Source organism: Scrofimicrobium sp. R131 (assembly GCF_040256745.1).
GTDB lineage: Bacteria > Actinomycetota > Actinomycetes > Actinomycetales > Actinomycetaceae > Scrofimicrobium > Scrofimicrobium appendicitidis.
The window spans coordinates 534,330-545,798 of sequence record NZ_CP138335.1 but is presented as its reverse complement, the minus strand read 5'-3'; the positions used below and the strand labels follow the sequence as shown (position 1 = coordinate 545,798).

Here is an 11,469-nt window from a genome sequence, read left to right as displayed (position 1 = left end):
GTTCCTTTACCAGATTCGCATGATTCCAAGAGCTCCCAGGGCCAGTCGGTCCCGGGTCCGGCGGCGCATCTGCGGCCAGAACCGGATCAGACCCAACTGGCTCAGGCGGCCCGGCGAGGACAGCACGCCGATCAGCCGCTCCAACTGGCGGACCCACTGCTCGGAGCGGCCCGCAGCCCGCCCTTCCTCCAGGGCGGCGGTGGCCACCAGGATGAACTGCGCGCGGTACCGTCCCGACCGCAGGTTCTGCCAGCGGGACCAGAACGCGGCCGCCCCGCGGTGCTCCCCCAGGATGTTCTCCCCGTGCTGGCGGTAGGCCACGTGCGGGCGGGGGTCGATCGCCCAGTCGTCGCCGCCCCCGCGCACCAACGCGTAAATCAGCCAGTCGTGCAGCCAGACTTGGTCCTGGTCGAGGCGGGCCAGGCTCGGCTTGATCCGCTGGAACACCGGGGCCGAAAGCAAAAAAGTAGAGCCGGGGCCGGGGGCTTCGAAGACGAAATCCCACCGGCGCAGCGGCTGGCTTTTGACGATCAGGTGGCTGGTTCCGTCCGGGCGAAAACTCAGGACATTAGACGAGGTGGCCGCCGCGCCGGTCAGGCGCAGGTATTCGAGCTGGTGGGCCAGCTTGTCCGGGTGCCAGAGGTCATCCTGGTCGGAGAAGGCGACCAGCTCGTCTGGACGCGGGTCCAGGTTCTGGGCCAAATACAGGAAGTTGGCGCCCACCCCGGCCGGTCCTGAGCGCGGCGGCAGCAGGTGCACCCGCGGGTCAAGGGCGGCCAACTGTTCAATCCACTCGCGAGTCCCGTCGGTGGACCCGTCATCGGAGACAAACAGCTCTACTTCGACCCGACGCTGAGCCAGAATTGACCGCACCTGTCGGCCCAAATAGGGCAACCCGTTGTAGGTGGCCATCGCCACCAGCACGCGCGGCACGGGGCTACTGCCCCTGGGCGGCGTACTTGGCCTCCACGGCTTCCTTCTGCGGGCGCCACCAGGATTCGTGGTCCTCGTACCAGCGGATCGTGTCGGCCAGGCCCTCCCGGAAACTGGTGAACCGGGGCTGCCAACCCAACTCCTCCCGGAGCTTGGTCGCGTCGATCGCGTAGCGCAGGTCGTGGCCGGCCCGGTCCGCCACCGGATCGTAGTCGTCGGCAGGATAGCCCATCAGCTCGTTCAGGATCGCCACCACGTCGCGGTTGGACTCTTCCCCATCCGCCCCGATCAGGTAGGTTTCCCCGATCCGGCCCTCGTTCAGGATCAGCCACACCGCCTCGTTATGGTCCAGGACGTGGATCCAGTCCCGAACATTTTTGCCCTCGCCGTAAAGCCGGGGGCGAATCCCCACCAGCCGGTTGGTGATCATCCGGGGAATGAACTTCTCGATGTGCTGGTAGGGCCCGTAGTTGTTGGAGCAGTTAGAGATGGTCGCGCGCACCCCGAAGCTGCGCACCCACGCCCGGACCAGCATGTCCGAGCCGGCCTTCGAGGCCGAGTAGGGTGAGGACGGATTGTACGGGGTCTCCGGGGTGAACTTGGCCGGATCGTCCAACTCCAGGTCACCGTAAACTTCGTCGGTAGAGACGTGGTGGAAGCGGACGTCGTACTTGCGGACCGCTTCCAGCAGGGTAAAGGTGCCGACCAGGTTGGTCTGGATAAACGGGGCGGGCCCCAGCAGCGAGTTGTCGTTATGCGACTCGGCGGCAAAGTGCACCACCGCGTCGGCGCGGGCCACCACCCGGTCCACCAGTTCCGCGTCCGTGATCGATCCCTCGGTCACCGTCAGGCGATCGGTTTGTCCGTCTGCCAGTGACGCCCGATTCCCCGCGTAGGTGAAAGCGTCCAGCACTTCCACTTCCACTTCCGGGTGCTCCTGCAGCAGCATGTGCACGAAGTTGACGCCGATAAAACCAGCACCGCCGGTGACCACGATTCGCATTTGTCCTCCTGAGACTGCTTACGCCCCCGAGTCTACCGTGCCCCCACGCGATAGCATGGCCCTAACCCTGAACGGAGGAGTTACCCGAATGGATTCCAAGCTGGTCGCAGTGGCGGTCACCTACAACCCGGACCTGAACGCGTTCCGTTCGCTCCTGGCGGCGCTGCGCCCCCAAGTCGATGAACTGGTGGTGGTGGACAACGGCTCGGTCGAGGCGGCAGCGGTCGGCCGGGAGGTCGCCGAAGCCGGGGCCAACTGGCTGCCCCTGCCCGAAAACCTGGGGATCGCGGCCGCCCAAAACCGGGGCATCGATTGGGCGCGGACCGCGGGAGCGACCCACGTGCTCCTCTCCGACCAGGATTCCCTCCCGGAGCCGGATATGGTCGAGCGGCTGTGGGAGTGCCTGACCTGTTGCGATGAAAGCCTGGGGGCGGTTGGGCCCGTTCCCCTCGACGGCCGGGGGGACGAGGCGGAAGCGCTCGTGTACTCGTTCACCACCTGGGGGCCCAAGCGGCGGACGGTTCCCGGCCCGGGGCAAGTCCTGGACGTGCCCTTCGTGTTGGCGTCCGGCTGCCTGATCCCGCTGGCGGTCTTGGACCGGGTGGGCCCGATGAACGAGTCGCTCTTCATCGACCACGTCGACCTGGCCTGGTGCCTGCGCGCGATCGAGGACGGCTACCGGATCAAAGTCTGTGGTGACGCCATCCTGCACCACTCACTGGGCGACGAGGTGGCCCACATTCCGGGCCGAAAGCGTCCCGTCCACCTGCATTCGGCGCCCCGGAACTACTACATGATGCGCAACACGCTCTTTTTGCTGCGGGCCAGTTTCCTCCCGCGGAAATGGAAGCTCGGGTATTTACTTTGGATGACGAAATACACCGGTTACTACCTGCTGGCTTCCCCGGGCCGCCTGCCGATCTTCCTGCGGGCACTGCGCGACGGGCTGACGGGCCGGGGAGGTCCCCTGAGCTAGTTTTGTTGGCGCAGCAGGTCCCGGATCTGCGTGAGCAGCTCAACTTCCGGATCCGGGGCGGGCGCCGCCTCCTCCTGAGCGGGAGCCTTCCGCGCGGCCAACTTGTTCAGTGGCAGCACCACGAAGAAGTAGAGCGCGAAAGCGACAATCAGGAAGTTGACCAGGGCGGTCAGGACCGCACCCGGGCTCACCACCGCGGGATCCCCGAGCAGGGCAATTTCGAACTGGCCGACCTTGCTGAAGTCTGGCTGCCCGAACAGGGCCCCGATCAGCGGGTTTAGCACCGAGTCGGTCAGCGCAGTAATCACCTGGGTGAAGGCGGCCCCAATTACAACCCCAACCGCCAGATCGACCGCGTTGCCCCGGGCGATGAACTCCTTGAATCCTTGCAGCATCAGCTACTCCTTTCGTTCAAGGAGCCATTATCGATCTGCCGGGGGTCCCTCGCCACCGGAAGCGGTCTGATTCCAGGTTTGGGCGGGCTACTATTCCGCCAGCAGGCTGAGCAGGTACTCCCCGTACCCGGACTTCGCCAGCGGAGCCGCCACCTCCCGCAGCTGTTCGTCGGTGAGGAAACCTCGGCGCCAAGCCACCTCTTCGGGGCAGCCGATCTTCATCCCCTGGCGATCCTGAATGGTCCGAATGAACAGGGCCGCGTCGGACAGGTCGTCAAACGTCCCGGTGTCCAACCAGGCGGTCCCGCGCGGCAACACCTCGACCGCCAACTGTCCGTCCTGCAGGTACTGCTTGTTGACGTCGGTGATCTCGTACTCCCCCCGCGCGGAGGGCTCCAGGTTCTTCGCGATCTCCACGACCCGGTTGTCGTAGAAGTACAGACCCGGGACGGCGTAGTGAGACTTCGGCCGAGCCGGCTTCTCCTCCAGGGAGAGCGCCCGGAACTCCTCGTCAAACTCCACCACGCCGTAGGCGCTGGGGTTGGAGACGCGGTAGGCGAAGACGGAGCCGCCGTCAACGTCGTGGAGGCGCGAGAGGCGCGACCCCAGTCCAGGCCCGTAGAACAGGTTGTCCCCCAGGATGAGGGCCACCTTGTCCTGGCCAATGAACTCTTCCCCGATTACGAACGCCTGGGCCAGGCCGTTGGGCACCTCCTGGACGGCAAAGCTGATGTTGATCCCGAACTGGGAGCCATCGCCCAGCAGCCGGTGGAAACCGGGGGCGTCGTGGGGGGTGGTGATCACCAGCACGTCGCGGATCCCGGCCAGCATCAGGGTGGTCAGCGGGTAGTAGATCATAGGCTTGTCGTACACCGGCAGCAACTGCTTCGAAACGCCCAGGGTCAACGGATGCAGGCGGGTGCCGGAGCCTCCGGCCAGGATAATTCCCTTCATGGCTTCCTTTCTAGTACTCAAACAGGAGGACAAAGCCCGTCGGGGCAAAGGCAGCGGCGCCTCGCAGCCAGTATTGCAGGTTCCGCTCGCTGAATTCCACCAGGTTGAACCCCAGCAGTTCCGCGCGGGTCTCACTTGGCCGATACACTCCCGGCACCATCGTGGTGGGACCGGTCGAGGTGGACAGCAGTGCCCCCGCCATCATCCGGAGGTAGGAAACCCGCCCGCTGGCCCGACTAAGCGAACCGCGCCCGGAACTGAGGGCTGGCTCGGGCCAAAGCACCCCGGCCGGTGGGGTCTGGACTAACCCGGCCACCCACTCGGGCGGCGTCAGTTCTCCGGTGCGGGCAAAGTCCACCGGCCGCAGCGGCGACCAGACCTCCAGCTCGTCCAGGCCCAGCTCCACCGCCCACTGCCGAAGCTGCGCTACTTCCTCCGGCGTCACCTGGGACCAGGCTTCGGGCACCATCAGCAGCACCTTTTGCCCACCGGGCTCAATCCCGGACCAGGCGTCGTCCCACCATTGTCGCAGGTCCCGCCCGCGCCGCTCGCCCAGCACCGGCACTTCAACCCGGGTCCACTCTGCGACCGGGCCCAGCTCCTCCCGGGGAGCCGACACGTCGTAAGCCCACACCCGGGGGCTGGCGGGGGTGGGCACTGGGCGCCCCCAACTCGGCAACTGCTCGCGATTGGCCGGAGGCAGCCAGTCGGAGACCCGCTGCTGCCAGGTGCGGGCAACCGTCTGCTGCATCTGGATGGATTCCTGTTTGAACATGGGTTCCAGCAGCACGGTTCGTTTGAGGAAGGGGGCCCCGCCAAACAGGATGGCCCGCCAGGCCACCAGCGTCGGGTTGTCGTGTTCAGCCGCGATCTGGTCGGCGGGGAACAGGGTGCCGGTGTGCAGGCCGGCTTTTTCGCAGACTCGGCGCAGCGGCAGTTCGTACTGCCGAATCACCCGATCTTTGTTTCGCTGCGGCGTGATCTGCTGGAAGAACTCTCTGAGTACGGGCCGCTCCAGCGCCCGGCCGTTCAGCATGACGAAGAACGATTGCCCGTGGGGCACGGGCTGGAACGACTCGGTCATGAAGACCGCGTCCGCCTCCGACTCAGCCCGGCGAACCAGCGGTTCAATCGAGGCAAATGGCCCGACCAGCGAGTCGTTGGTGAGCAGCAGGTGTTCGGCGTGGCGCACGGCCGGGTAGGCGGCAATTCCGGCGGCCCATGAACCAAAATCGTAGCCCAGGTTTTGGCGCCGGGTGACAACCACCTCGTCGGGCAGCCCGTGGGGCCAGCGCAGCGGCTCGGCAAACTCAGCGGTACTGACCACCAGGACCCGATAGCCGTAGCTACAGAGCTCCCGCAGGTACACGCTGAGCGAAAGGCTCATCTCGGGGGTGGCGGCCCAGGACGAGACCACGGCGATCCGGGGCCCGCTGAGGCTGGCCGGGTCGCCGGCCTCAACCGTGAGTTTGGCTGCCGGGGAGGACAGGACCGGGGCCGGGCGTTCCCAGGGGAGTCTCATCGGGGCCTCCGGGGCACCAGCTTGGCGGCCACGGCCAACAGCGGGGCCAACTTGACGTGCAGGGACCACCAGCGTGAGGTCAGGACCCGGTCCAACTGGGTGCGGGCGGAAGCCAACTCCCCCCGCAGTTCCTCGTTTTCGCGCAGCAGTTCCAGGTAGCTCTGCGCCGCGATCTTTTTAGGATCCATCCGGTTTCCCCTCCAGTTCTCGGGCCGGCAGCCATTGCCCGTGCAGGCGAATCGCGCCCACCGAGTCAACGGTTCCGTCCCCGCGGACCACCAGCCGCCAGCCCTTGTCGATCTCATCCCAGACGTGTCCGCGCGAGCGGAGGGAAGTCGACAGCCAGTAGGTGCCGGGTTGGAGCGGCACGTCGGGCAGCTCGTACTCGACCCGGGTTTGGCCGACCGGGAACTCGAAGTTCACACCCTCCTTGGCCGAGCTGATAGCGGCGAGCAGGGCGCCGTTCTCCTGGTGCAGGCGAACCGAGGCGGAGGCGGCTGCCACCGGCTCGCTGGCCTCAACCGTCAGGCTGATCCGGTGGGTGCCCCGGTCGTTGGCAAACGGAATCGGGTTGCCCTCGGCATCGGTCCAGGACACCTTGGTCACCTGGGCGGTCCCGGAACCGCGCCGCGACAGCCGGGGTGCATCCGACTCGACCGCTTCGGTCAGGCGCAGCCGCTCGCGCTCGTTGACGTCCTTCACATACTCGTTGACGACCTCCGTGATCGTCCCCTGCGTGCGACAAACGCCGCCGTCGAGCCAGAGCGCCTCATCACACAGCTCCTGGGCCAACTCCATTGAGTGGGTCACCAGGGCAATGGTGGTGCCCCGCTTGCGAAGCTCATACATGTGGTCGAAGCCCTTGCGTTGGAAAGCTTCGTCGCCAACGGCAATCACCTCGTCCACAATCAGGATCTCCGGTTCCAGCATGACGGCGATGGCGAAACCCAAACGGACGTACATGCCGGAGGAGTAGTTCTTCACCGGGACATCAATGAACTGCCCCAACTCGGCGAAGTCGATAATCCGATCCATCGAGTCGCGGATGGTCTGGCGTGACAACCCCAGGATGGCTCCGTTCAGGCGGATATTTTCCCGCCCGGTCAGCTCACCGTGGAAGCCGGCCCCCAACTCCAACAGGGCGGAGACCCGGCCGTCGACCAGCACCTGTCCCGAGGTGGGCCGGTAGACGCCAGCCAGGATCTTCAGCAGGGTGGATTTGCCCGACCCGTTGTGCCCAACCAGGCCGAAGGTGGTTCCCTTCGGAATGTCGAACGACACGTGATCCAGCGCGGTGAAAGTCCCCTTCACCTTCGGTCCACCCCGAACGAACCGCTCCTTCAGGGTGGTGCGTTTCTCCTCGTGCAGATGAAACACCTTGGTCAGGTCGCGGACGCTAATCGCATTTGGCACGCTCATACGTTTTCTCCCATGTCCTGTCCCTTGCTGTGCATCACCCAGGTGGCCAGCGCCAGAGCCACCGCGGTCCAGGCCACCGCGGTCAACCACAGGGTCCAGGAGCCCGGGTTCAGCCCGTAAAAGATCGAGCGCATCAGCTCAACGAAAGAATGGAACGGGCTGGCCGCGATGATGGCTTGGAGTGGCAAACCGTGCCAGTTTTCCGGCGCCATGGTCAGCGGATAGATGATCGGGGTGGCGTAAAACAGCAACTGCAGGGCAATCGTGACCAGGTGGGCCAGGTCGCGGTAGTAGATGTTCAGGACCGCTACGCAGGTGGCCAGCGAAGCGGTAAACGCGACCACCAGGATGGCCAGAATCGGGAACAGCAGCCAGGTCCACGAAACGTTGCCGATGAACAGCAGCGTGATCATGAGCAGACCGACCTCAATCAGGCTCTGAATCGAGACGGCCAAGCCCGCCCCCATTACCGGGGCGTAGGCCGGAAAGTAGACCTTCTGCAAAATGGGCCCGGCCGCAATCGTCTCCACAATGCCGTTGTTGACCACCCCGGTAAAGAAGGTCCAAAAGATCAGGCCACAGAAGAGCCACAGCACGAACACCCCCGGCCGGCCACCGGGCAGGTCGGGCGGCGGCACCCGCAGCAGCACCGAGAAGACGACAGAGTAAATGGCCAGGGTTGCCAGTGGCACCACCAGCGACCAGAGCCAACCCAGCACCGAGCCTTTGAACCGAACCTTCAGGTCCCGCTGACCGAAGTTCTCAATCAGATCCCACTGCCTGGAGAGAGAAAGGCGCTGGCGGGTGCCCTGCTGTTTCGTCCCCATAGTCCTCATTTTCATCCGTTCACTCTGTTGGCGTTCCCAGGAGCCATCCTGAGTCATCCTATTGTGCCCCCGCACAGGCGGTGATCTCATAGAGCCACACCTGCCCCCGGTTGGCAATGGGCCGGAAGCCGTCACTGATGTCCACCTCAACGAAAGCCCGGTGGGGGTCGTCAGGGTTCAGCGGTTTGCCCTCATCGCGCAGCAGGGCCGTAATGTGGTTCTCATTGATGATTCGGCACACCTCGGGGTCACTGTTGATCTGGTCAAAGTGATCTCGCAGGTAGACCTCCTCCGGCGCGGTCTCAGTCTTCCACAGAGGGAACTGCCCGGCCTCGGAGAGGATATTCACCCAGGGAACTCCGGCCCGAGGGCTCCCCACGACGACGTCGTCCGGCCCCAAGTACTGGTCCAAATCCCGCAGCAGCTCAATGTTATCCGCCGAAAGATCAAAGTCACCGCCGGTGATCCCCCCGTAGGTTCGATCGATCCACTGGGCACGACCATCCCCCAGCCACAGCCAGTTCAGCGGCACTGCGCTGACAGCGCAGATCGCTAGCCAAGCTCCCATGAACGCGGGGACGAGTGGGCGCCACGCAATCAGTTGCCCCGCCTGAGCCAGCAGCCAGGTGAATCCGACCGCAAAGGCGACCAGGAGAATTACCAGCAGGTAGAGCGCGAACCGGGTCTGATCCTTCCACCAAATGCCTGTGAGTCGGCGCAGGTAGTTCTCTGGACCCGAAGCGAGGAAGTAGGCCGCCAACAGCACCGCGGCCACGCTCAGCAGCGTCGCCCCTTCGAGGGACCGGCACAGCTGAATCAGACCGAGCAGCAGAATCAGGAGGATCAACCCCCAGAGCAGCAGGGCGGGTTTGCCCCCAAACGGACGGTCCACAATGAAGTAGACGTTGCCGGCCAACAGTTGAGTTCCGGCCTCCCGATAGCTGACAGAGGGATGTCCCAACCCGCCGAGGCTCCGTAACGGCCCAACCTGAGGGGCCACCAGCAGCGCTCCGACGAAGACCAGCGAGGACCCGGCGGTGAGCAGCAGCCCGCGTCCGCGGGCCCCCTCCCGAAAAGCACCCAACCCGAAGTTCCAGGACAACACCAGCAGCGCAACCGCGAAAATCCCCACCAGCAGGGCACCGGTGGCGGGCTGGGCGGCGCCGCCTCCCAGGGCCGCGAGGGCCACGGTTCCCAACTGGATCCACCGGCGTTCCCGCATCCACCAGAGGAGGAGCAGCAGAGCCGGACCGAGGAAGGTTAGGGAGAGGACAAAGGGGTAAACCCCGAAAGCGAAGACCTGAATCCCCGGCATCAGCACCAGCGGGGTGGCCGCCAGAATCGCGATGGCCCCCACGTAGGGAGACCGAGGCCGAATCCCCTGAGCCAACCCCCAGAGCGAGGCGGGCCACAGCAGCAAACCCACCGCCATCGCCATCGCGTTGGTGCCGGCCACCAGGTCGCCGCCAAAGGACAGCAGCACCACCAGCGAATGCCACAGGGTGGGATAGTAGGTGTGCCCCTCAGAGAAGTAGAGAGGAGAGAGGGCCGTGAACGGGTTCGCATTGCCCGAGTCGTAGACGAGGCGAGCACCCTGCAGGTGAAACTGCGCGTCCCCAATTTGGGGGAACATGTTGGGGGCGCCCATCCCGGAGACCAAAGCGGGGATCTGCACCAGCAAAAACACCGCCAGCGCCCCCAGCCCCCAGAAAATGGCCGAGCGGGTGATTGGGCTGCGTCGGTCCAGCCGAGACCCAATCGGGTTGGCCGAGCGCCGCTCCCGAACCACCACCGCGGCCGCCAGCACCAGCCACAGAATCAGGACCGGTCCCCAGCCCCAGCGAACCCCCACCAAGCCGAGCAACACCGCGAGCGCCAGATAGAGGGCGCCGGAGATCACCGGCCCGGCCAGCAGACTGCGCGTCCAGGTAAACCCGAAGAGGCGAAGCAGCAGCGTTCCGGGAACTAGCAGCAGGACAACCCCGAGGAGGGCCAAGCCCCCCAGAGTGACGAAGCCCGACAAGGCCGGCCCCATGCTAGGAGGCGTGACCGATCACGAGGCGCGGGGTTCCAACCCACTTGGCCGGGTCGGTGATCCGCCGGCCGTCGAACAGCAGCTTGACCGCGGGGAAGTCGAGCGGGGTGAGCTCCCGGTACTGGGCGTGGTCGGCCTGAATAATGACCGCGTCCACCGGCTCACCCACGTGGTAGGGCGCCCACCCGAACGCTTCAATTTCCGCGTCGGAGTACATCGGATCCTGCACCTTGACGTTGGCGCCGCGCTCCTCCAGTTGCTTGACCGTTTCAAATACGCCGGAGAAAGCCGTCTCTTTCACTCCGCCCCGGTAGGAGGCGCCGAGGACAGCCACATCCTGGTTGGCCAGCGACCCCAGCACCTCTTCCACGCGGGAGACCACGTACTTGGGCATGCCGGCGTTGAACTGGCGGGCGGTCCGCACCACGGACGCATCCGGGTCGGTGGACAGGTAAAGGCGCGGGTAAACCGGAATGCAGTGTCCGCCCACGGCAATTCCGGGCCGGTGAATGTGAGAGTAGGGCTGCGAGTTGCAGGCATCGATCACTTTCTCGATGTCGATCCCTTCCTGGTCCGCGTAGACGGCAAACTGGTTGGCCAGGCCGATGTTGACGTCGCGGTAGGTGGTCTCGGCCAGCTTGGCCATCTCGGCAGCTTCCGCGCTGCCCATGTCCCACACTCCGTTTTCCCGGGGCAGGTCCGGGCGCTCGTCAAAGCTGAGTACCTGCTGGTAGAACTCGATCCCGCGCTCGGTTCCTTCCGCGGACAACCCACCAACCAGCTTGGGGTACTTTCGCAGGTCGGCAAACACCCGACCGGTCAGCACCCGCTCCGGGGAGAACACCAGGTGGAAGTCTTTCCCCTCAACCAAGCCGGAGATTTCTTCAATCATCGGCTTCCAGCGCCCGCGAGTTGTCCCCACCGGCAGAGTGGTCTCGTAGGAGACCAGGGTGCCCGGGGTCAGGTGCTCGGCAAGCGAGCGGGTGGCAGCGTCCATCCAGTCAAAATCGGGGGCCCAGGTGGCGTCGTTAACGAAGAGTGGAACGACGATGACGATGGCGTCGGCCCCCGGAATTGCCTCCGCATAGTCGGTGGTGGCCCGGAGCCGACCGGCGGGCACCAGCTCGCTGAGCTTTTCCTGCAGGAACGCTTCGCCCGGGAAGGGCTCAACCGCCTGGTTGATCAGATCAACCGTCTGCGGGTTGACGTCGACCCCGACCACATCCTGTCCGGCGTCTGCAAACTGGACTGCCAGGGGCAAACCAATCTTGCCCATTCCGATAACTGCTACGCGCATATTCTGCTCAACCTCTTAGCTCGGAGTCGGAGCGGGCTTGGAAATGCCACACTCACCTAGGCCAAGCATAGCGATCCGCACGCTTCCGGCCACACATTCTCCGCTGGG

Annotated in this window: 11 protein-coding genes; 1 reads left to right on the top strand and 10 read right to left on the bottom strand. The window is 65.1% G+C overall.

Annotated features, from left to right (window positions below; genetic code table 11):
• Positions 1 to 6 precede the first annotated feature (6 nt).
• Entirely contained in the window at positions 7 to 933 is a 927-nt protein-coding gene (locus SAC06_RS02620) for a glycosyltransferase (protein ID WP_350258662.1), read from the bottom strand.
• Between the two features lie 4 nt (positions 934 to 937).
• Positions 938 to 1,936 (bottom strand): dTDP-glucose 4,6-dehydratase, encoded by a 999-nt coding sequence (rfbB, locus tag SAC06_RS02615; RefSeq protein WP_350258661.1) that lies wholly within the window; start codon positions 1,934 to 1,936, stop codon positions 938 to 940.
• Positions 1,937 to 2,024: 88 nt separating this feature from the next.
• Here rfbB and SAC06_RS02610 point away from each other — a divergent pair, with 88 nt between their 5' ends.
• The gene (locus tag SAC06_RS02610) at positions 2,025 to 2,912 is read left to right on the top strand and encodes a glycosyltransferase family 2 protein (RefSeq protein ID WP_350258660.1); all 888 of its coding nucleotides are present in this window, start codon (positions 2,025 to 2,027) and stop codon (positions 2,910 to 2,912) included.
• Here the strand turns inward: SAC06_RS02610 and mscL are convergent.
• The 8 genes from mscL to SAC06_RS02570 all read right to left on the bottom strand — a co-directional run bounded on the left by mscL (position 2,909) and on the right by SAC06_RS02570 (position 11,361).
• Positions 2,909 to 3,307, bottom strand: a complete 399-nt coding sequence (gene mscL / locus SAC06_RS02605) for a large conductance mechanosensitive channel protein MscL (protein WP_350258659.1) — start codon at positions 3,305 to 3,307, stop codon at positions 2,909 to 2,911. The two genes, SAC06_RS02610 and mscL, sit on opposite strands and share 4 nt — an antisense overlap.
• A gap of 90 nt (positions 3,308 to 3,397) precedes the next feature.
• On the bottom strand, positions 3,398 to 4,261 hold the full coding sequence (gene rfbA / locus SAC06_RS02600; RefSeq protein ID WP_350258658.1) for a glucose-1-phosphate thymidylyltransferase RfbA: 864 nt from the start codon (positions 4,259 to 4,261) through the stop codon (positions 3,398 to 3,400).
• 10 nt (positions 4,262 to 4,271) lie between these two features.
• Positions 4,272 to 5,783 (bottom strand): rhamnan synthesis F family protein, encoded by a 1,512-nt coding sequence (locus tag SAC06_RS02595; protein ID WP_350258657.1) that lies wholly within the window; start codon positions 5,781 to 5,783, stop codon positions 4,272 to 4,274.
• Positions 5,780 to 5,971, bottom strand: coding sequence for a hypothetical protein (locus SAC06_RS02590; RefSeq protein WP_350258656.1), 192 nt, complete (start codon positions 5,969 to 5,971; stop codon positions 5,780 to 5,782). The genes SAC06_RS02595 and SAC06_RS02590 overlap by 4 nt, the downstream gene beginning before the upstream one ends.
• Entirely contained in the window at positions 5,961 to 7,202 is a 1,242-nt protein-coding gene (locus SAC06_RS02585) for an ABC transporter ATP-binding protein (RefSeq protein ID WP_350258655.1), read from the bottom strand. The genes SAC06_RS02590 and SAC06_RS02585 overlap by 11 nt, the downstream gene beginning before the upstream one ends.
• The gene (locus SAC06_RS02580) at positions 7,199 to 8,029 is read right to left on the bottom strand and encodes an ABC transporter permease (protein ID WP_350258654.1); all 831 of its coding nucleotides are present in this window, start codon (positions 8,027 to 8,029) and stop codon (positions 7,199 to 7,201) included. Before SAC06_RS02580 ends, SAC06_RS02585 begins: the two co-directional genes overlap by 4 nt.
• A gap of 58 nt (positions 8,030 to 8,087) precedes the next feature.
• Entirely contained in the window at positions 8,088 to 10,064 is a 1,977-nt protein-coding gene (locus SAC06_RS02575; protein WP_350258653.1) for a DUF6541 family protein, read from the bottom strand.
• Position 10,065: 1 nt separating this feature from the next.
• The gene (locus SAC06_RS02570; protein ID WP_350258652.1) at positions 10,066 to 11,361 is read right to left on the bottom strand and encodes a nucleotide sugar dehydrogenase; all 1,296 of its coding nucleotides are present in this window, start codon (positions 11,359 to 11,361) and stop codon (positions 10,066 to 10,068) included.
• Positions 11,362 to 11,469: the final 108 nt, after the last annotated feature.

Excerpts from the sequence above, each read along its gene's own strand:
- rfbB (WP_350258661.1), bottom strand. The coding sequence starts at position 1,936 with ATGCGAATCGTGGTCACCGGCGGTGCTGGTTTTATCGGCGTCAACTTC.
- SAC06_RS02610 (WP_350258660.1), top strand. The coding sequence starts at position 2,025 with ATGGATTCCAAGCTGGTCGCAGTGGCGGTCACCTACAACCCGGACCTG.
- mscL (WP_350258659.1), bottom strand. The coding sequence starts at position 3,307 with ATGCTGCAAGGATTCAAGGAGTTCATCGCCCGGGGCAACGCGGTCGAT.
- rfbA (WP_350258658.1), bottom strand. The coding sequence starts at position 4,261 with ATGAAGGGAATTATCCTGGCCGGAGGCTCCGGCACCCGCCTGCATCCG.
- SAC06_RS02595 (WP_350258657.1), bottom strand. The coding sequence starts at position 5,783 with ATGAGACTCCCCTGGGAACGCCCGGCCCCGGTCCTGTCCTCCCCGGCA.
- SAC06_RS02590 (WP_350258656.1), bottom strand. The coding sequence starts at position 5,971 with ATGGATCCTAAAAAGATCGCGGCGCAGAGCTACCTGGAACTGCTGCGC.
- SAC06_RS02585 (WP_350258655.1), bottom strand. The coding sequence starts at position 7,202 with ATGAGCGTGCCAAATGCGATTAGCGTCCGCGACCTGACCAAGGTGTTT.
- SAC06_RS02580 (WP_350258654.1), bottom strand. The coding sequence starts at position 8,029 with ATGGGGACGAAACAGCAGGGCACCCGCCAGCGCCTTTCTCTCTCCAGG.
- SAC06_RS02575 (WP_350258653.1), bottom strand. The coding sequence starts at position 10,064 with ATGGGGCCGGCCTTGTCGGGCTTCGTCACTCTGGGGGGCTTGGCCCTC.
- SAC06_RS02570 (WP_350258652.1), bottom strand. The coding sequence starts at position 11,361 with ATGCGCGTAGCAGTTATCGGAATGGGCAAGATTGGTTTGCCCCTGGCA.